Origin of the sequence: Mucilaginibacter metallidurans, from assembly GCF_003286435.2 — a bacterium.
GTDB classification, from domain to species: domain Bacteria; phylum Bacteroidota; class Bacteroidia; order Sphingobacteriales; family Sphingobacteriaceae; genus Mucilaginibacter; species Mucilaginibacter gossypii.
The window spans coordinates 3,484,607-3,505,160 of sequence record NZ_CP043449.1 but is presented as its reverse complement, the minus strand read 5'-3'; the positions used below and the strand labels follow the sequence as shown (position 1 = coordinate 3,505,160).

19 protein-coding genes are annotated in these 20,554 nt (G+C 45.5%); 16 read left to right on the top strand and 3 right to left on the bottom strand.

Going from position 1 to position 20,554, the window contains the following annotated elements:
• Positions 1-14 precede the first annotated feature (14 nt).
• The 4 genes from DIU38_RS14875 (at position 15) to DIU38_RS14860 (ending at position 6,618) form a co-directional block, all read left to right on the top strand.
• Positions 15-890, top strand: a complete 876-nt coding sequence (locus tag DIU38_RS14875) for an AraC family transcriptional regulator (RefSeq protein ID WP_112655415.1) — start codon at positions 15-17, stop codon at positions 888-890.
• Positions 891-1,264: 374 nt separating this feature from the next.
• Positions 1,265-4,705, top strand: coding sequence for a ThuA domain-containing protein (locus DIU38_RS14870; protein WP_243770746.1), 3,441 nt, complete (start codon positions 1,265-1,267; stop codon positions 4,703-4,705).
• Positions 4,706-4,830: 125 nt separating this feature from the next.
• The gene (locus tag DIU38_RS14865) at positions 4,831-5,688 is read left to right on the top strand and encodes a sugar phosphate isomerase/epimerase family protein (protein WP_112655411.1); all 858 of its coding nucleotides are present in this window, start codon (positions 4,831-4,833) and stop codon (positions 5,686-5,688) included.
• Between the two features lie 3 nt (positions 5,689-5,691).
• Positions 5,692-6,618, top strand: a complete 927-nt coding sequence (locus tag DIU38_RS14860; RefSeq protein WP_112655409.1) for a sugar phosphate isomerase/epimerase family protein — start codon at positions 5,692-5,694, stop codon at positions 6,616-6,618.
• Positions 6,619-6,802: 184 nt separating this feature from the next.
• Here DIU38_RS14860 and DIU38_RS14855 read toward each other — a convergent pair whose 3' ends face one another.
• Positions 6,803-7,324 (bottom strand): protease, encoded by a 522-nt coding sequence (locus tag DIU38_RS14855; protein ID WP_112655407.1) that lies wholly within the window; start codon positions 7,322-7,324, stop codon positions 6,803-6,805.
• A gap of 65 nt (positions 7,325-7,389) precedes the next feature.
• Positions 7,390-8,511: an ISAs1 family transposase gene (locus DIU38_RS14850; protein ID WP_149354031.1), complete on the bottom strand. Its 1,122-nt coding sequence runs from the start codon at positions 8,509-8,511 to the stop codon at positions 7,390-7,392.
• A gap of 218 nt (positions 8,512-8,729) precedes the next feature.
• Here DIU38_RS14850 and DIU38_RS14845 point away from each other — a divergent pair, with 218 nt between their 5' ends.
• On the top strand, positions 8,730-9,851 hold the full coding sequence (locus DIU38_RS14845; RefSeq protein ID WP_208057808.1) for a metallophosphoesterase family protein: 1,122 nt from the start codon (positions 8,730-8,732) through the stop codon (positions 9,849-9,851).
• Positions 9,852-9,899: 48 nt separating this feature from the next.
• Here DIU38_RS14845 and DIU38_RS14840 read toward each other — a convergent pair whose 3' ends face one another.
• A complete protein-coding gene (locus DIU38_RS14840) occupies positions 9,900-10,496 on the bottom strand; it encodes an FMN-dependent NADH-azoreductase (RefSeq protein WP_112652165.1) in 597 nt (198 codons plus the stop codon).
• A 419-nt stretch (positions 10,497-10,915) separates the two neighbouring features.
• Here DIU38_RS14840 and DIU38_RS14835 point away from each other — a divergent pair, with 419 nt between their 5' ends.
• The 11 genes from DIU38_RS14835 to DIU38_RS14790 all read left to right on the top strand — a co-directional run bounded on the left by DIU38_RS14835 (position 10,916) and on the right by DIU38_RS14790 (position 20,553).
• Positions 10,916-11,500, top strand: a complete 585-nt coding sequence (locus DIU38_RS14835) for a DUF4255 domain-containing protein (RefSeq protein WP_090524152.1) — start codon at positions 10,916-10,918, stop codon at positions 11,498-11,500.
• Between the two features lie 39 nt (positions 11,501-11,539).
• On the top strand, positions 11,540-12,724 hold the full coding sequence (locus DIU38_RS14830; protein WP_112652164.1) for a hypothetical protein: 1,185 nt from the start codon (positions 11,540-11,542) through the stop codon (positions 12,722-12,724).
• Positions 12,725-12,742: 18 nt separating this feature from the next.
• Complete coding sequence (locus tag DIU38_RS14825) at positions 12,743-14,197, top strand: phage tail sheath family protein (protein WP_112652163.1); 1,455 nt, start codon at positions 12,743-12,745, stop codon at positions 14,195-14,197.
• An 11-nt stretch (positions 14,198-14,208) separates the two neighbouring features.
• Positions 14,209-16,200: a phage tail sheath C-terminal domain-containing protein gene (locus DIU38_RS14820; protein WP_112652162.1), complete on the top strand. Its 1,992-nt coding sequence runs from the start codon at positions 14,209-14,211 to the stop codon at positions 16,198-16,200.
• Between the two features lie 124 nt (positions 16,201-16,324).
• Positions 16,325-16,756: a phage tail protein gene (locus DIU38_RS14815; protein ID WP_112652161.1), complete on the top strand. Its 432-nt coding sequence runs from the start codon at positions 16,325-16,327 to the stop codon at positions 16,754-16,756.
• Between the two features lie 2 nt (positions 16,757-16,758).
• Complete coding sequence (locus DIU38_RS14810; protein WP_091171169.1) at positions 16,759-17,217, top strand: phage tail protein; 459 nt, start codon at positions 16,759-16,761, stop codon at positions 17,215-17,217.
• 4 nt (positions 17,218-17,221) lie between these two features.
• Positions 17,222-17,398, top strand: a complete 177-nt coding sequence (locus tag DIU38_RS33095; RefSeq protein ID WP_167516189.1) for a DUF5908 family protein — start codon at positions 17,222-17,224, stop codon at positions 17,396-17,398.
• The gene (locus tag DIU38_RS14805) at positions 17,398-18,069 is read left to right on the top strand and encodes a CIS tube protein (protein WP_090524172.1); all 672 of its coding nucleotides are present in this window, start codon (positions 17,398-17,400) and stop codon (positions 18,067-18,069) included. The genes DIU38_RS33095 and DIU38_RS14805 overlap by 1 nt, the downstream gene beginning before the upstream one ends.
• A 6-nt stretch (positions 18,070-18,075) precedes the next feature.
• Positions 18,076-19,827, top strand: a complete 1,752-nt coding sequence (vgrG, locus tag DIU38_RS14800; protein WP_112652160.1) for a type VI secretion system tip protein VgrG — start codon at positions 18,076-18,078, stop codon at positions 19,825-19,827.
• Positions 19,828-19,836: 9 nt separating this feature from the next.
• A complete protein-coding gene (locus DIU38_RS14795; RefSeq protein WP_112652159.1) occupies positions 19,837-20,127 on the top strand; it encodes a PAAR domain-containing protein in 291 nt (96 codons plus the stop codon).
• Positions 20,128-20,130: 3 nt separating this feature from the next.
• Positions 20,131-20,553 carry a GPW/gp25 family protein gene (locus tag DIU38_RS14790; protein WP_090524180.1) on the top strand — a complete coding sequence of 141 codons (423 nt, stop codon included), beginning with the start codon at positions 20,131-20,133 and terminating at the stop codon, positions 20,551-20,553.
• Position 20,554 lies beyond the last annotated feature (1 nt).

Here is a 20,554-nt window from a genome sequence, read left to right as displayed (position 1 = left end):
CATGTTTTGTTAAAATGAAACCAATTTTAGCCGTATTGTCTGACGGGGTACAGTCGGATGACCTATTTGTTGCACGGGAGGTGAAGCTTCCTTTTTTCTCAAGTGAGTTCCATTTTCATGAAGAATGCCAGTTGGTACACATTGTAAAAGGCTCGGGTAAGCGCATCATCGGCGATCTGGTTGATTATTTTGAAAGCGGCGAGCTTATTTTTCTTGGTTCAAATATTCCGCATGTTTGGCATAATACCCAGGAACAACCCAATGAGGATGACCCTGAACATTATGCGCATTCACTATCTATTCACTTCAATCCGTCAAAATTGCTCATGAATCTTTCGGCATTTGGTAACATACGCAAAGTGGAGTCGTTTTTAAGTAAGGCGCAAAGAGGGATGGAGCTAAAGGGTAAAAGCCGTGATATGGTAATAAAACTGATGTACCAGATAGTACAGCAGGAAGGGTTGCAAAGGATCATCACCCTGCTCGAGATCCTCAATATCATGAGTGCAGACCCGGAGCATAACCTGCTGGCCAGTATCAACTATATCAACTATTATCAATACCATGATAGTAAGCGCATGGACCAGGTATTTAAGTACATCTTTGATAATTTCAGGGAGGATATTTCACTAAATACCATTGCCGATGTGGCTAACATGAATACATTTGCCTTTTGCCGGTTTTTTAAGGCGCGTACCCAAAAGTCGTTTACCCAGTTTGTAAATGAAACAAGAATTGGTTATGCCTGCAAACTGCTAAGTAATAAAGATAACAGTATTACAGATATAGCCTATGAGTGCGGTTTTAATAATGTATCAAACTTTAACCGCTTTTTTAAAGTGATTAAAAAGGTAAGCCCGCGCCAGTACCGGAACCAGATTTTGTCTTAATATATGATGGTTACTTACCGGCGAAGTGAGCTTTCGCTGCAAGGTGACTTACTTCATTAAAAATGTCCCTCAGCTTACCTTCAGAATGAAGCCGGCGGAGGCTCGGTTATGCACTTCTGCATCCGGCAGGTCCCATCTTGTATTGATGGTAGTAACAATTCAATTACAAATCCATTCCTGCTAAAAATAAAAGTGTAATTAATACACAGTGAGTTTTTTAAATAGTAATATTGTGTTAGCCAATTGTTGAACAGCTTTTTAGCGATACTGCATTTCATATTTTTTGCCTTGTTTATAAATCCTTTTAGCAAGGTGATGGATTAATGCTGCTTTTATGGCTATTCATTAACTGTAAACCAATAATAACCTCAAACATGTCATTAAAAACAAAACTCACCTTCGTTTTTTTGACAGGATTAACTTTCCTGCTCTATTCCTTTAAAAAGCCGTCTGATAAGCCGCGTGTGCTGGTGTTTTCAAAAACTTTGGGCTGGCACCATTCATGCATCCCGTTTGGGATAGCGGCCATTCAAAAATTAGGTAACGAGAATGGCTTTGATGTGGATACCACCACCAATTCTGCTAATTTTAACGACGATAATCTGAGGAAATACCAGGCAGTGATATTTAACTGCACTACAGGCAATGTGCTTAATGCCGTTGAGCAGGCAGCTTTTGAACGTTACATACAGGCAGGCGGTGGTTTTATGGGTGTACACTCTGCGGCTGATACCGAGTACGACTGGCCATGGTACGGCAAACTGGTTGGTGCCTATTTTTCAAGCCATCCTAATAATTCCAACATTCGCAAGGCAACAATAGATGTAAACGATAAAAGCCAGCCGGCCACCGCCAACCTGCCCACAAGGTGGGAGCGTACTGACGAATGGTATAATTACAAATCTATATATAGTGGCATCCATGTGCTGGCAAGCCTCGATGAAAATACTTACGATGGGGGTACCAACGGCGCTAATCATCCCATAACCTGGTATCATGAGTTTGATGGCGGCCGGGCATTTTATACAGGCTGCGGCCATACCGACGAAAGCTACAGCGATCCCCTGTTTTTGGGACAATTGCTCGGCGGGATCAAATATGCGATGGGCAGTGGCAAACCGCTTGATTATGGTAAATCATATTCTAAAGTAGCGCCCGATCAAACCAGGTTTATCAAAACGGTGCTGGTAAGTAACATCGCTTCGCCCATGGAACTGGCGGCGGCAAAGGATGGCCGTGTGTTTTTCACCCAGTTATTGGGCAATTTTTCCGTTTATAACACCAAAACTAATAAGTTTAAATTAATCCATAAATTCCCGATCACCTATGAAGGCGGTACGGGTGTTATCGGTCTCACGCTCGACCCTGATTTTGACAGGAACCAGTTTGTTTACATTTACTACATGCCCGCCGGACAAACCATTGAACCGCTTAATTTCCAGCTTTCACGCTTCAAGTTAAGTCCGGCGGACGTGCTCGACCTTAAATCAGAGAAAATCCTCCTTAAAGTACCTGTACAAAAGGTAAGCGGCGCTCACCATGGTGGTTCGCTGGCATGGGATAAGGATAAAAACCTGTACTTGTCAACAGGTGATAGCTCAAGTCCCTTTCCTTCTGATGGTTATGCACCGCTGGATGAGCGCCCCGGAACGGAACATTACAGCCTTGACGCGCAGCGGAGCGCTGGCAATACCAACGATTTTAAAGGCAAGATCCTGCGGATCCACCCCGAGGCTGATGGAACTTACACCATCCCCGAAGGAAATCTTTTCCCGAAAGGGATGGCTAAAACCAAGCCCGAAATTTATGTTATGGGCTGCCGTAATCCATACCGGATTGCGGTAAATCCTAAAACATCGGTTTTATACTGGGGCGAGATTGGGCCTGATGCAGGTAAAGATTCACCGCGGGGGCCGCGCGGGTATGATGAGTTTAACCAGGCGCGCAAAGCAGGAAACTTTGGCTGGCCATATTTTGTGGGCAACAACTTTGCTTACTCGCACTGGGATTTTGTGAATGCCAAACCAGGGCCAAATTTTGATCCTAAAGCACCGGTAAACAATTCGCCGAATAACACCGGCTTAAATATACTACCTCCTGCTACCCCGGCCATGATCTGGTATCCGTATGCTGCTTCCGACGAGTTTCCTGAGTTGGGTATGGGTGGCCGCTGTGCCATTGGCGGCGATTTTTATGAGTTTGATAAGAATATCAAAAATCCGAACAAATTCCCTGAATATTATGACGGCGCCTTGTTTGTGGCCGACTGGATGCGCAACTGGGTAATAGACCTGAGGTTTGATAAGGATGAAAACTATTTACGCAACGAAGCCTTCATGCCCGCTAACGGCGATTTCCGCCGACCAATTGATATGGAGTTTGGCCCGGATGGTGCCTTGTATATGCTGGAGTATGGCTCGGTTTATGGTGCCCAAAATGAAGACGCTCGTTTGGTTAAGATTGAATACAATACCGGTAACCGTGCGCCGATTGCCAAAGCAAGTATTTCGGATACAGCGGCATTTAATAAATTCGCCAAAACCAAGTTTTTAACCGCGGAGTTAAAAGAGTTTCCGGCTAAAAAGGAAATAGCCGGCCAGGCGCCGCTTAAGGTAACTTTCAGCAGCCAGAACAGTAAAGATCTGGATGACGATGATAAGATTACTTATCAGTGGTTGTTTGATGGTAAAACTGTTGGGGCTGCCACTCCATCGGCAAGTTATACTTTTACAAAGCCGGGTGTTTATAAAACCATATTGAAGGTAACTGACAAGGGCGGCTTGTCCGGTCGGGATACGGTAATTGTAAGGGTTGGCAATACCAAACCCGAAGTTACCATAGCCAGTGCTGATAACAAATCATTCATCTGGAAAGGCAAACCTTTCCGCTATCATGTAGTGGTTAGTGACAAGGAGGACCGTAAAATAGATCCCAAAAGGGTAAAATTATTTTATATCTATAACCCGCAGCCCTCGGCCAATAGCACCACACAAAACTTAACGGCTTTGTCAACTACCGAGGTAAGCTATCCGGGTAAGGGGCTGATGGCTAATAGTGATTGCAAATCGTGCCATACTATTAACAAAACTGCCGTTGGGCCAAGCTTTTTAGCTATTGCAAAACGGTACAAAACACAAAAGGGAGCTATTGATCAGCTCTCCAAAAAGATAATTGCGGGCGGCGCGGGTAGCTGGGGTACCGAGCATGTAATGAGTGCGCATCCGCAACTATCAAATGCCGATACGCGAGAAATAGTGAAATACATTTTTTCGCTTACGGATAAAAAGAGCCCGGTATTGCCTTTGCCCTTAACCGGAACACTCAATCTGAAATTTAATGATGCCGAACCGCGCGGAGAATACACGTTGCTGGCATCTTATACCGATAAGGGCGGTAAAGTTGTTGGTCCACTGAAGGCTACAGATATGGTGGTGTTGCGTAATGCTGCAGAGAAGGCTGTTTATGCCGATGAGTTGAAAGGCTTTAATAGATTTAAAGATGACCTGTCGGCAGGTAACCATAAATCATATGTACTGTTTAGGAATATTGACCTGACCAACATCAGCAAGTTTGCTTATAAATATGCCTCGAAGGATTATGACGGGGAGATAGAGGTGAGGCTCGATTCGCAGGCCGGGCCGGTGATCAGTTCCGTAGCTTACCAAACCACTGGTTCATGGGATAAAACCGGTGAAGTAACCGGGGTGTTGGGTAAGCCAGTAAGGGGAAAGCATGATGTATATTTCTTCGCCATAAAACATTCTAAACCGAGTGATGGTATTTTAAATTTAAAGGATATTCAGTTTGTTGAGTAACGATTTCGAAGCGCAAAAATATGCAACCTCTGAAAGTGAAATGACAAAGCAGCTAAAGACTTACGAAGTTTTTAAAACTTCGTAAGTCTTTAGCTGCAATTATTAATCGTTAACCAATTTTAACAATGAAAAAATCAACCATTTTTATAGCCCTCGTAGCCGTCATGGCTTCGGGACAAAACAAAGCTTCAGCACAAGGTAAACCATTATTTACCGGCCCGATAGGGGTGCAGGCTTACACATTTCGCAGTAGTATGCCAAAAGCTACCGCTGCCGTGCTGGATACTATAAAATCATTGGGCATCACTGAAATTGAAGGCGAAGGGCCGAAAGGGATGCCACCCGAAGAGTTCAGGAAAATGTGCGATGACCGCGGTATCAGCATCCCATCAACCGGGGCGGGGTATGACGCAATTGTTAATGATCCGGGTAGTGTGATCAAGCTGGCTAAAATATTGGGCGCCAAATATGTGATGGTTGCCTGGATCCCGCATGGTAAAGAGTTTACTTTGGATGATGCCAAAAAAGCCGCTGCCGATTTTAATCGGGTTGGCAAGATATTGAGTGAAGCGGGTTTAACCTTCTGTTATCATAACCACGGTTACGAGTTTGGAACTTATAACGATGGTACACTGTTTGATTATATCGCCCAAAATACCGATCCGAAATATGTCTCGTTCGAGATAGATATCCTGTGGTCGTTCCATGGCGGGCAGGACCCGGCTGCATTGATCAATAAGTATCCGTCGAGGATGAAACTGATGCATCTGAAAGATATCCGCAAAGGCGTAGCTAACGACCTTACAGGTGGCACCGATACCAAAAATGATGTTGCCTTAGGCACCGGGCAAATTGATATCCCCGAAGTGCTGAAAGCTGCAAAAAAGGCGGGTATTAAACACTACTTTATTGAGGATGAAAGTCCCTCGTACAGCCAGCAATTGCCTGTTACCATTGCCTATCTGAAAGGTTTAAAGGATTAGTATATGAGTAATTTAAACCGTAGGCAAGTGTTAAAAGCGATAGGTTTAACGGCTGGGGCTGCCGTATTGAGCGAAACTGGAGCGGTAGCAGCGCCCATAGCTGGCAGCGGCTTTGTTTACTCATTAAATATGAGCACCATCCACGGGCATAATCTTGGTTTTGTTAAAGAGCTTGAAGTAGCTGCCAAAGCCGGTTTTACCTCAGTAGAGATCTGGATAGATACCCTGCAAACTTATCTGCAAAGCGGCGGGTCATTGACTGAAGCCAAAAAGATCATCGAGGGATTAGGCCTTAAAGTTGAAGATGCTATCGGTTTTGCCCCATGGCTGGCTGATGATGAACCTACCCGTAAAAAAGCGATGGAGCAGCTTCAACGGGAAATGAAAATGCTGGCACAGATAGGCTGTTATCGTATTGCAGCCCCTCCGGCGGGCGTAACCAAAGGCCCTGTACTTGATCTGGATGTGGTAACCGAACGATATCTTACCATCCTGAAGATGGGTGAACAAACCGGTGTTATGCCTCAACTGGAAATGTGGGGCGGCTCACAAAATCTGAAACACATAAGCCAGGTACTTTATGTAGCTACGCAATGCGGTAAAGCGAATGCCCGCATTTTGCTCGATGTATTCCACATTTTTAAGGGGCGATCAGCAGTAGAGAGCCTAAATTATGTTGGTCATCACGCACTGGATATTTTTCATGTAAATGACTATCCGGCAGGTATCAGTCCTGAGCTCATCTCCGAACCCGACAGAATCTATTGCGGAGATGGCATCGCCCCGATTAAACAGATCCTGCAAATAGTTAAAAACCCCGAACGGCCGCTGGTGATCTCGTTCGAGGTTTTTAATAAAAGTTATTATGCACAGGATGCTTTAACGGTGGCTAAAACAGCATTGAAGAAAATGAAGGAGGTAGCCTCTTGATTTTCGGAGGGATTAAACACCGTATAGACTCACCCCGACATCGCTGCGCTCGTCCCCCCTCTCTACGCGAGCGTAAAGAGGGGGGCATTTTTTATTTCCGTTTCCCTCTTTGCGGCGAAGCCGGAGAGAGGGTGGTCCAGCGAAGCGCAGACCGGGTGAGTTGACTTTGCGCGAAGATGGGGGTTTACTTCCCTTCATAAACAAAAGCTACACTGTCTTTCACGGTAAGCCCGCTCATATTTTGCCCTACGTAAATAACAGTATATTTCGACGGTTTACTGATGTCATAAGCCTTTAGCAGGTCAATGGTGGCCGATAGGCTATCTTTAGGATTAACCTTAATATAGCTGCTGGGCGGGGGCGGCATGATTCTTTTGGCCATTGCGCCTTTGTATAGTATTTCCTGACCGCTTGCATCTTTAACGTCAAGATATTTGCTCATCAACGGCTCAAATGGGGTATGCCATTTGCAAAATTGACGGGCAGTGTCGGCATCGTTGTAAACGGTGAATTTTAGCTCAACGGCGTCTCCAATTTTAATTGTGGGCTTTATTTGCATTTTGGCAAACAGGCTCGCGCTTACAGCATGGGCAGAACTTTGATTTTTAGCAGAATCAGAACCGGCAGATGTGTTTTTAACATGATTAACGCTACATGCCGATAAAGTAAGCAGGGTTGCAGATAAGATTATTTTGTAGTTTTTCATGCCGCAAAGGTAAGCACTTCAATTACCATTGGCCTGATAGAATTTTGAACCCCAGGGCCGACGCATTAGAAATTTTTGTTAGCTATAAGTGTTAGGAGAAACTTGTGATTCCACCCAGCCATTTTTCTTTTGGCCTTTATGCTGGCTTTGCTGGTTTTGTCAGCCTTTAGAATATTTAAAGCTATCTTTCTGACTACAGCAAGATTTTGTGCAGCCTGACTATTTCGTGTGGTATTATAATCTTCGGCAAAACCAACATCCAGTTGCCAGTGCAACTGGTTTTCTATTCCCCAATGTGTGCGGATGGCTTGGTTAAAATAGGCAGCGTCTGCCTGAAGGCTGGAGATGTAATAACGATTTTGTGTAGTACGGCTGTCCCCAATTATGCGTTCGGAGGTGATTTTGATAATACTCTTTATTCCTTTCCAATTTTCCTTTTCGTCAATCCAGTTAAGTTCATGTATGACCTTGCAGGTTCTGATCTCAGACCGCCCGTGCCCTTTATCCAGATGCTGGCTGTAACTGTCTTCCCTGAAGTTAAACTGGTTGGTTACCTGGTCATAAAACGTTTCATGGTTTTGCTTCAGGGCCAGGATATAATCCCCCTGACTTTCGATAATCTTTTCAGCGATTGCTTTTTGGGTGCCCATCGCATCGATGCTGACTACTGCCCCCTTAATGTTCAATAAAGATAGTAACGCCGGGATGGCACTAATCTCATTACTCTTGTCAGCCACCTTTTGTTGCCCAAGTACCAACTGATTACGGCCTGACCAGGCACTTACCAAATGTAATGCCCCCAATCCCTGATGCTTGCAGGCGCTATTGCAGACGCTCTTTCCATCGATAGCAATCAGTTCCCTTTCGCCAGATGTACCTGTTGTTTGAAGGCTCTGGCCAAGTTCCGCCGTCCAGGCGCGGAAACAGCGTTCAAAAACATCCGCATCGATCATCATAAAAACGCGATTGATCGTATCATGACTCGGTATGCCATTTTCAAGCGGTAGCAACTGTTTTAAAAAGTCTTCTTTTTCCTTGCCAAACTCCTCCATTTCGTACCAGCTTTCCGCACCGCATACAACCGCCAATACCGATAGGATTATTACTTCCAGTAAATTATGTTTCTTATTATTGCCCGTGCGCGGATCGGGTATCCATCTGAAATGATCATGGAGTGAGGTTGTCATATTCTTTTTACAAAGAAAAAACTCTAAAAGCCTTTACCCCCCCCGAACATTTAAACTTATTCCCTCTTTACCAACATTTTGTTGGTAACACTACTCATTTTTACCGTTTCTTATACGTCAGCCCTGTTTTGAACCCGTGATTTCAGGCTGGCCCTGTTAAACCCTAAACCCCAATTTAACCCTGCCTTAATATTAGGTTGCGTAATTTTGTTGACATCATGGAGCAGATGGCTTTAATTTCCTCGTTAAAACACACAGGCCCGGTCATCAAAAAAGATCAGCCGGATGACAGCTATAAATTTCAGCCCCTGCCCGAACCCTCCGGCAATTATCCCTATCATCTATTCATACATGATGTAGTGCCCGGCATTGCTGATGACAAAATGGTTTTTCATATGGTAGGGGATACCGGCAGCATCCGTAATCCGGGTTCGCAAAGGCGCATAGCAGCTTTAATGGCTGCACAGTATAAAGTGCTTTCCGGCGCTTGTAAACCAAAGTTTTTGTACCATTTAGGTGATGTTGTTTACAACTACGGAGAGGCTCAAAACTATTATGAACAGTTTTTTGAACCCTATAGCCTTTATCCGGGACCGATATTCGCGATAGCCGGTAACCATGATAGTGATGTAAACCCTGCTGCTGCAATGCCGTATCAAAGTCTTGATGCTTTTACAACTGTGTTTTGTGATACTGTTTCGCGCCCGGTAATGCTAAGCCGAAGGATAGACCGCAAAAGCATGCCGCAACCCAATATTTACTGGACAATGGACACCCCGCTGGCAACCATCATCGGTTTACATACCAATGTACCTAAGTACGGCGTTGTTACCCGCGAGCAGCGTGAATGGTTTATGGAGGAACTGCGATCTGCCGATATGCAGCGGCCAGATAAGGCAATTATCCTTTGTATGCACCATGCCCCTTACTCGGCAGATATTAATCATGGAGCCAGTTTACCAATGATTGATTTCCTGGAAGGTGTTTTTGAAGAAACCGGTATCCGGCCTGATATAGTTTTTAGCGGGCACGTACACAATTATCAGCGTTTCAGTAAGCAATATGATGAGTTAACCATGATGCCTTATATTGTAGCCGGTACAGGTGGTTTTGACGAATTGCATCCAATTGCTTTGACCGACAACACGGGTTTTATTCCCGATGATTCCAGGTTTGATGGGGTTAGCCTTGAATACAGTTGCGACACCCGCCACGGCTTTTTAAAGATCGCTGTTGAAAAGATTAACAATGGGCTCACCTTAACCGGTGAATATTACACCGTAGCTGATGAGGACGAAAATACATCTGTTTTGACAGACTGCTTTGTTGTTAAAATTTAAAACAAAAACACCCGAAGAAAGCAACTACTTCCTCCGGATGTTTTAATATTAAAGCTCAATTGCCTGTATCGCTTTATCTAAAGCAGTTTCCTGCATGCCCGGTACCTTTACACCTTCAACTCTAAATGCTTTAATATCCGTCATCCCCATAAAGCCCAGTACAGCCCTTAAATAGGACTCGGTGAAATCATAAGCTTTCATGAATCCTTCAGAATATACTCCGCCAGATGAAATGGCAAGGTATACTTTTTTATTTGTAACTAATCCCTCAGGTGTTTTTCCATCGTATTTGAAAGTTTTGCCCGCACGGGCAATATGGTCTATCCATGTTTTTAAGGTTGATGGAATGCCGAAGTTGTACATTGGTGCATCAATAACTACGGCATCGGCATTCATTAGTTCGGCAATTGCCTCGTCCGAATGTTTAACGGCTTCAACAAGCTCGGGTGTCCTTTTTTCTTCAGGAGTGAAAAAAGATGTTATGTGTGCTTCTTCCAGGTGCGGGAAGGGGGTAGCTGTTAAATCATGTGTGATTAAAGTATGATCCGGGTGGGCCGATTGTAATTCACTTACGATGGCCCTGCCTAATTTTACGCTGAATGATGCTTCGCCCCTCGGGCTGCTGATTAGATGTAATATTTTCATTGCTGTATGTTTTGTAGCAGCAAAATTACCCCTAACAGATATCAAAAAGATACTACTATCCTAAAGGATACCGGTATCCTTTAGGATAGCAGTATCCTGATTTTGAGATATTTGTTTGAACATCAATTAGATATGAGGTTCTCCGGTTTTGTCGATGTTACGCCGCGCTTAAATTATGGACTTTGAAGAAGAGTGCGCCGTGACAACTGGTTATCCATTTTAAAAAGTTCGTTTTTGATGAAATTTGCAGGTTTTGTGTTGTTTTAACCTGTTCATTACCACGTATTTATACGTGCCCTAATTGCGTATAAATACGTGTTAATTAACGTGCATACACTTGCAGGTTACTAAAGCCTGATGCCCAATTTTGGATTAACATCAGCAGCTAACCTGCAACCACCTATAAACATCTAATTATCATGATTTACCAAACCGTAAGTTTTTTAGCCGAGCAGTTAAATAACTATCTCAAAACAACCGACGGGAACAGCGGGCTCAGCTCAAGCTTCACCCAGCTTAAAAACGTAGCCCACCTGAGCGATGATGAGATCAAAGGGCTTGAGAATATCCTGGTAACGCTGGTAAATATATCTGAGGAGTTTACCATGAAAAATATACCCAATTATGTACGCAACGGCGATGATATTAACTATCGTAACGCGCCGATGTACCTTAACCTGTATGTTTTGTTTTCGGCCTGTTTGCATTCTTCTTATGAAAAATCACTGATCTTCCTGTCGCATATCGTCGAATTTTTTCAGGGCAAGAGCACTTTTACCAAACAAAACAGCCCGACCACGAAAGTAGGCCTCGGCGATTTTCGCCTTATACTTGATATCTACTCGCCCACATTTGAGCAGGCCAATTACCTGTGGAGCACGTTGGGTGGTAAACAATTTCCATATGTATTGTACCGCGTCAGGCTGATTGAAATACTGCGCGATAATGTGACCGAAACACGGGGCATCATTAAAAAGATAGAACTGAGCGATAAACTAAGCTAACGATTAGTGCCGGCGATTAACCTGTAAATTATAAACCCGATGGTACTGGACCTGAACTACGAAACGCTTTTTGAGGTTGACATCCGTCATCACTATCACCTGGATGACGGGATCACACTCTTTGACACGCTGAGCGCCGATGCACGCCTGGCCATGCTGGAGCGTTATGACATAGGCAGTTTCATGAGCGTAACGCCTACTAAAGCTACAAGGGCAAAGTTCGCAGGCTTGCACATGGTTTATAAACAAACAGAAACCGGCATTATTACCGGTATTCCTTATACCCCGAACGGCACCAAGGAACAGCCGCAGATAGTACCACCGGATAACACCGTATTTAGCTTTAGTTTGGCCATTAACGACGGGCTTTTTGCCAACTATAGCTCACTGCCTTTAAAAGCGCCGGATGGTATGGTATACTTTTTTACTAATGATCCTTCGTATTCGCCGCGTGTGGCGCCGTTTTTAACAGCGACACCGAATGTGTACAAGGCTGCTACCGATTATTACCCTGGCGATATGCTGGTTGACAACCAGGCTGCGCCAACTAAATTATTTATAGCCCAGAAAAAGAATAACCTTGACCCGGCAGCGGGCGCTACCCCGGCGGGCAACTGGGTAACTGATCCGCTGGTAGGCGGAAAACCACTGGCGTATGCAAGTAACAATGATTTGATCCGCCAGTTTGGACGCATATTTACTTACCAGGTTACGGTGGCTAATAAGACTCCGGCACTCACTATAAAAGATCGCTTTGGCAATGTTGTAAACGTGCCCGGCAGTGTGGAAACCGGGCCTTTGAACATCATCAAAGCTGATATGGGCAATTTGCCCGAAGGCTTATATACTGCCCACCTGGCAACCGCAGGTTATACTGACGATTTTCCGTTTTATTACAGTATGGACTCATCGGCCTGGGCTTTTATTGATATCTGTGTTAAAACAAGCGGTGCAACTTATAACCTGCTACAGGCGGATACCACACTTAAATCGCCGGTGTTTAGTTTACGGTTCAAAAACAGGGCCACTTATTGGCGGTATATAGGTACAGCTTTTGGTGCGGCATCAGTAAGCGATAACGCACTACCGCTTACAAGGCAGGGTTTTATATCGGTGAAGGTGAAGGATAAAAATAATCATCCAACCACTATCGACCTGCCCAATGCAACGGCATCCCTTATTAAACCAGAAACCAACCAGATTTTTTCAGACATATTTTTTTAGGAAGTAAAAAACAGTAATATGGCAACAACATACAAAACTCCGGGTGTTTACGTGGAAGAAATTCCGCTCCTACCTCCATCGGTAGCCGAGGTTGAAACGGCTATCCCGGCCTTTATAGGCTATACACAAAATATTAGCTATAACGGGGCATCGCTGCAGTACAACCCTGTCAGGATCAAATCGCTTAAAGAGTATGAGCAGATTTTTGGTTTTGCCGAGAATACCCTGTTCACCACAACCGGAACGGCAACCGGTATCAAAATCAAAAAGGCGGCCGGTGTATTTTCATTTGATGCCGCGGTTGACGATCCTTACGCAGCCCTGAAATTCAGGATGTACTATTGCCTGCAGCTTTACTTTGCCAATGGCGGCGGCCCTTGTTATATTGTTTCGGCAGGTCAAACAGGTGCAGCTGTTAATGTTGACAAAGCTTTGCTTGGAAACGCGCTTGCCGCGGTTCAAAAGGAAGATGAGCCCACAATCTTGCTGTTTACTGATGCCGTAACCCTTACCGCACCTGCAGATTATTATGGCTTGTTTACTGCGGCATTGGCCCAGGCTGCATTTCTGCAGGATAGGGTAGTACTTATTGACCCCTATGTGGCAGTAGCCGATAAAGGGAAAAAAGCGTTTGGCGATATCGCAACTGCGTTCCGCACAGCTATCGGGGTTAATAATCTTAGTTATGGTGCTGCCTATTATCCATGGCTGCAAACCAGCATCAACTATTTCAGCAATGAAAGCAAACAGCTGATCGTTTCCGGAACAGGTGTTACACCAACGGACTTTCCGGCCACTGCCGTTCTGCGCGATGATGCCAACACAGCCAATTCTATCTATCACTTAAACAGTGATCTGTATAATTATATCAAACAGCAAACCAGCCTGTTCTCGGTTATTTTACCTCCCGCAGCGGCAATAGCAGGTGTATACGCTTCTGTTGATAATACGCGGGGTGTTTGGAAAGCGCCGGCAAATGTGAGCCTTAACATGGTAGCAGCCCCAATGGTAAAAATTGATGATGCCGACCAGGAAGATATGAATGTTACCAGTACCGGTAAATCAGTAAATGCTATCAGGGCATTTTCGGGCAAGGGGGTACTGGTTTGGGGAGCACGTACGCTGGCAGGTAATGACAACGAATGGCGCTACATATCGGTAAGACGTTTCTTTAACATGGTCGAAGAATCGGTTAAAAACTCAACCCAGCCCTTTGTATTTGAGCCTAATGATGGTAATACCTGGGCAAAGGTACGTGGAATGATAGCCAACTTTTTAATACTGCAATGGCGTGCAGGTGCTTTACAGGGCGCCAAGCCTGAAGATGCCTTCTTTGTACACGTTGGTCTTGGTGAAACGATGACCTCGCTGGATATACTGGAAGGCAGGCTTATTGTTGAGGTAGGCATGGCTGTGGTCCGTCCGGCCGAGTTTATCATTCTTCGTTTCAGTCATAAAATGGTTCAATCTTAAATCAATTAGTCATGGCTTATAAAACACCCGGAGTTTACGTGCAGGAGATTGCACTGTTTCCGCCATCAGTTGCCCAGGTTGAAACCGCTATACCCGCCTTTATAGGTTTTACAGCTTTTGCATTAACTCCTGAAAGCAAATCATTGGTAAATGTACCAACCCGCATAAAATCGTTGCTGGAGTTTGAAAGCTTATTTGGCGGCGGCTATGTACCGGCAACCATTAAGGTTACTGTTAACCCGGCTACAAACCAGATCCTGAACGTGGTACCCGATAAGCGGTTTCACCTGTATGTATCTCTCAGGCAGTACTTTGATAATGGCGGCGGGCCATGTTATATCATTTCGGTGGGAGATTTCTCATCTGCAGTAACAGCGCCACCCATATCAGGAGGTATCGATACCCTATCGGCCGAGGATGAGCCTACACTGATCCTGTTTCCTGATGCGGTTGAGCTGGTAAGCGGCGGTAACCCCGACCTTGTTGCTTTTAGCGGTTTGCAAACCAAAGCGTTGGGCTTGTGCGCTTCTATGCAAGACAGGTTCTCAATACTTGATGTGCTGCAGGGCGATAAACGCCAGGATGTTAGCAATAAGCCTATTGACAACTTCCGCAGCTCGATAGGGATCAACAACCTCAATTACGGCGCGGCTTATTATCCCTGGATCATAACCACTTATAATGTCAATGTTGATTTCAGGCAGATGGAGTTTTGGAACAATGCGGGGGTACCGGCCAAGATCACCAATTATGATGGCTTTTCAAAAAGCACTGATGAAAAGGCGCTGGTCACCAACCTGCAAAATGCTATCAAAGATACTGATAAAGTAATCGGATCTGTATTTAGCAACGCTGCCGATGCAACTGCGTTGAGGGTAGGCGGGGTTGATGCAGTTAAGTCAAAGTTAACCGCATTGGCAAATAATATTGCCAAAAATATAACGCCCGATGTACAGCTAACCAGTTACCTCGATTTGTTGGCCGCCATTGTTACCGCGGGTAAAAAGGCTAAAGATGCGCCCGCTGTTGGTGCGTTATATGGCAAAGATATTGATGCATTGAGCAAAGATGCAAAGCTTTCCGCTGCCGTCACCAACCTCATTGCCTACGAAAAAAATGTCAAGGTGGCTGCTAATACAACCGCTGGTCGTAATCCAACGCCTGTTTATTCGGTATTGGATAATACAGCATGGATAACCAATTCAACCTATGCGGCGATAGCTGCCAATGCAGATAATTTTACCAAAGATGCAGCCGGTGCACTTTCCATTGTACAGGCATTACAGGATACAGTTGCCACCATTTTAACTGGTTTTGGCGCATTAATAAATGGTGCCCTGTTTTATGAAAACCTTGCTGAGCAGGCTTTATTCTCGGGCAACGTATTTTTCAGCGCTGCTAACTCGGCAATAACGCTTAAAATGAGCACTATTCCGCCGTCTGGGGCAATAGCAGGGGTGTATGCCAATGTTGACGGTACCCGGGGTGTTTGGAAAGCACCTGCCAACGTAAGCCTTAACAATGTCATAGGCCCCGCTGTGAAAATTGATAACAGCGACCAGGATGATATGAATGTTACTGCCACTGGTAAATCAATCAATGCTATCAGAGCCTTTGCGGGCCGGGGCACTTTGGTTTGGGGCGCGCGTACCTTAGCAGGTAATGATAATGAATGGCGTTATATCCCTGTCAGGCGTTTCTTTATTATGGTTGAAGAATCGGTTAAAAAGGCTACTTATCCTTTTGTATTCGAGAACAATGATGCCAATACCTGGACAAAGGTGCGGGTGATGATCCAGAACTTTTTAACGCTGCAATGGCGTGCCGGGGCCTTACAGGGCGCTAAACCCGAAGACGCATTTTTTGTACACGTTGGCCTTAACGAAACCATGACCGCACTCGATATTTTGGAGGGCCGCATGATCGTTGAAATTGGTATGGCTGTAGTAAGGCCTGCCGAGTTCATCATCCTCCGCTTCTCGCACAAAATGCAGGAGAGTTAATAATATAAAAGCTTAAAGCAGAATGCACAAAGCCTAAAGCTAACGGCTTTATTATTAATCGCTTTATGTGAAACTAATCAATAGGTTCTATATAAATCAATGAATTTCATTTAAAACAAATAAAATGGCAAATTATCCTCTACCCAAATTCCATTTCCAGGTTGACTGGGGTGGCACACGCATCGGTTTTACCGAAGTAACCGGCTTACAAATTGAAACCGAAGTGGTTGAATACCGCGAAGGTAGCAGTAAGGAATACAATAAGATAAAAATGCCCGGCATGCGCAAATATGGTAACATCACCCTAAAACGCGGCACATTTGCTAATGATAACGAGTTTTATGACTGGATGAACACCGTAAAACTAAACCAGATAGATCGCCGCGACCTTACCATTAACCTGCTTAACGAAGAGCATCAGCCGGTAGTTACCTGGTCGGTTAAAAATGCCTTCCCGGTTAAGATCCAGTCGGCCGATTTGAAAGCAGATGCCAACGAGGCTGCAATTGAAACGCTTGAGGTTGCACACGAAGGTTTAACCATCAAAAACGGCTAATCATGGCCTTCGACGCTAAATCGGGTTATCCGCCTTTAGGTTTTCACTTTAAGGTGGTGTTTACGGGCATTGGCGATGAAGAAATCGACAGCCGGTTCCAGAACGTATCGGGCCTATCCATGGAGATGGAAACAGAATCCAAAAAAGAGGGCGGCGAAAATCGTTTTGAACACGCGCTGCCGGTAAGGGCCAAGTTTCCGGCACTGGTGCTAAAGCGAGGGCTCATTACCGAATCAAAACTGCTGATGGACTGGTGCAATAACGTGTTCAATAATTTTATTATCGAACCCAAAGACCTGACTGTAAGCCTGCTTAACGAAGAACATGACCCGCTTTTAACCTGGAACGTAGTGCAGGCCTGGCCCAAAAAATGGAGCCTGAGCGATTTGAATGCCGAGCAAAACAGCATCGCAATTGAAAGCTTTGAGCTGCAATACCAGTATTACACCCTTCAAACCTGATGTTATGCCAATTGAGATCAGAGAACTGAACATCCGCGTGAGCGTAAATCAAAGCCCTGCCGAACAGGATTCAAAGCCCTCAGGTGGCGGTGGTGGTAGTGGCGGCGGCGATAAAGATGAGATCATTGCCGAGTGCGTAGAACAGATACTGGAGATTTTGAAAAATAAAAACGAACGCTGATGGCCGATAACGTAACCAAAATGAAGATCGTGGCCTGGTCCGATCCGAAGAGCAAAAATGAAGAAGGCTCTATGACGGTACAGGTTAACCCCGAAAGCTATAGCCAGAAGATCGAGATCAAGTATTCTGACAAGCAGGCGCAGGGAACCTCGGGCAAGCTGCCCAAGTTTTCCAAGATTGAGCCGCAGAAGATGGATTTCGAGCTGATGTTTGATCGTACCGGGGTAATCAATGGTGCTACCGCCGGTGAGTTGGGAGTTGACGAGGATATCGACAACCTGCAGAAACTCATCATCGAATACCAGGGCGATAAGCACCGGCCAAGGTTTGTAAGTATCTATTGGGGAACGCTTCAGTTTGACGGTGCGCTGGAAACAATGGATATCAGTTATAAACTGTTTGACAGCCAGGGCCGCCCGCTCAGGGCAATTGTAAAAGCTTCGTTCATTGGTTCGGTTGAGGACAAAAAGCGGGTAGCTAAAGAAAATGCCCAGTCGCCCGATTTAACAAAAGTGAGGGTGATTAACGAAGGGGACACATTGCCGCTGCTCTGCTACCAGATATACGGCGATTCAAAGTATTACATAGAAGTAGCCCGGGCAAACAGTCTTAACGATTTCAGGTACCTTAAAACAGGCACAAAGCTCAAATTTCCACCATTAAATCAATAACAGATCATGGCAGATAGCCGCACCATAGAAACCACCCGGCCAAGTACCGTTGTTACCCCGATTGTGAAAATTGAGGGCACCGAGATACCCCGCACCATGCAGGTGGAGGCTATGGTGATTGATAAAGGCGTAAACCGGATAGCAGCCGCCAAACTGGTGATCATTGATGGTGATACTTCGGCCCAAAAGTTTGATGCCAGTAACGGCGATTTGTTTGTGCCGGGTAAAAACATCGAGATTTTGTGTGGTTACGAATCGGATAATTATACGCTGTTTAAAGGTGTGGTTATTAAACACAGTATCAAGCTGCGCAACAGCGGCTCGCAACTGGTTATTGAATGCCGCGATAAGGCCATAGCCATGACACTTGCCCGCCACAGCAAGTACTTTGGCGAAAACGTGAAGGACAGCGATGCTATAACTACTATAGCAGGCACTTACAGCGGTTTAAGCACCGATGTTGCCGATATGAACATCACCACCAGCGATCTGGTGCAGTACGAAGCCACCGACTGGGATTTTATAACCGGTCGCGCCGAACTGAACGGGATGCTGGTTTATACCGATGATAATACCCTCTCCATCAAAAAGCCGGAAATAAGCGGCACCGCGGTTGTGGAATTATCATTTGGCGCCACCATGCTGGAGTTGGATGCCGAGATTGATTCAAGGATCCAGTTCCCCTCCATAACAGGCCGCACCTGGAACCCGGCATCACAGGAAATTGAAAAGGTTGATGCTAATCCGCCATCGGGCGAGTTGAACGGCAATCTTTCAAGTGATGATCTGGCTGGCGTATTTAATGAAAGTAAATATCAGCTTAACCATGGCGGCAAGCTTTCACAGCCCGAGTTGCAGGCCTGGGCAACATCGCTCAAGCAAAAACAGGTGCTTTCAAAAGTGCGGGGCAGGGTGAAATTTAAAGGCATTCATACGGTGAAACCGGGGATGATCATTAAGCTCAGTAACCTGAGCGACAGGTTTAACGGCAACACCTTTGTAAGCCATATTCAGCATCATATCTCGGCCGGCGACTGGCAACTGGAAGTACAGTTTGGTTTGGATCCGCAGTGGTTTACCGAAAAGTTTGAAACCAGTATAAAGCCCGCTTCGGCTTTGATCCAGGCAGTGCCCGGTTTGCAGATTGGCGTTGTAACCCAATTGGAAAGTGATCCCGATGGTGAATGCCGCATCCTGGTACGTATGCCGGTGATCAGCGCTGATGATCAGGGGATTTGGGCGCGGGTAGCAACTCTGGATGCCGGCAAGGAACGCGGAAGTTTCTTTTTGCCCGAAGTTGGGGATGAGGTAATTGTTGGTTTTTTAAACAGCGATCCTCGTAAGCCGGTGGTACTGGGCATGCTTAACAGCAGCAATAAAACCGCTCCTTTAACCGCGGCCGATGCCAACAACCAAAAGGGTTTTGTAACCCGCAGCAAAATGAAGCTCATTTTTGATGACGATAAAAAATCAGTAACCATAGAAACGCCGGCAGGGAAAAAGATAACTATGGATGAAGACGCCGGGGCGATTGAGTTAAAGGATGAGAACAATAACTCGATAAAAATGAACAGCGATGGTATTACCATCGAAACCCAGGGCAAACTGGTGCTTAAGGCCCAGCAGGATTTTAATGCCGAGGGAATGAACCTGGGCCTGAAAGCCAATACCGCCCTTTCGGCCGAAGGATCGGCCAGCGTGGAAGTAAAATCAAGCGGAACAGCAGCACTGAAAGGCTCAATTGTACAAATAAACTAATAACAAAAAATGGGAGCAGCAGCAAGGATAGGCGATATGCACGTATGCCCTATGTTCAACGGGCCTTCGCCTCACGTAGGGGGGCCGGTAATAGGGCCGGGGGTACCAACGGTGCTCATTGGTGGTATGCCGGCCGTATGCGTGGGCGATATGTGTACCTGCGCCGGTCCGCCTGACTCGATAATCATGGGTTCGGCAACGGTGCTGATAGGAGGGAAACCCGCCGCCCGTATGGGCGATAGCACGGCCCACGGCGGATCAATAGTGTTAGGCTGCCCAACAGTAATAATCGGAGGCTGATCAATGGAACCAAAAATACCTTTTATAGGCAGGGGATGGAGTTTCCCGCCAAGCTTTGACAAGGCTGCCGGTAAAGTTGAAATGCTTACCGACGAGGCCGATATTGAAAGCAGTTTGGGCATACTGTTCAGCACCCGGCTGGGCGAGCGCATTATGCAGCCAACTTTCGGGTGCGATTTACAAAAGATAGTTTTTGAGGCTGTAAACCTCACCCTCAAAACCTATATCAAAGATTTGATTGAAACCGCCATACTGTATTTTGAACCCAGGATAACGCTCAACAGCACCGAGGTTGACACCAGTATGGATAACGAAGGGATATTGCTTATTAAGCTCAATTACACGGTACGTACCACCAATTCAAGGTACAACTACGTGTTCCCTTATTATAAAAATGACATTACCAGCATAACTACCAACCAATAAG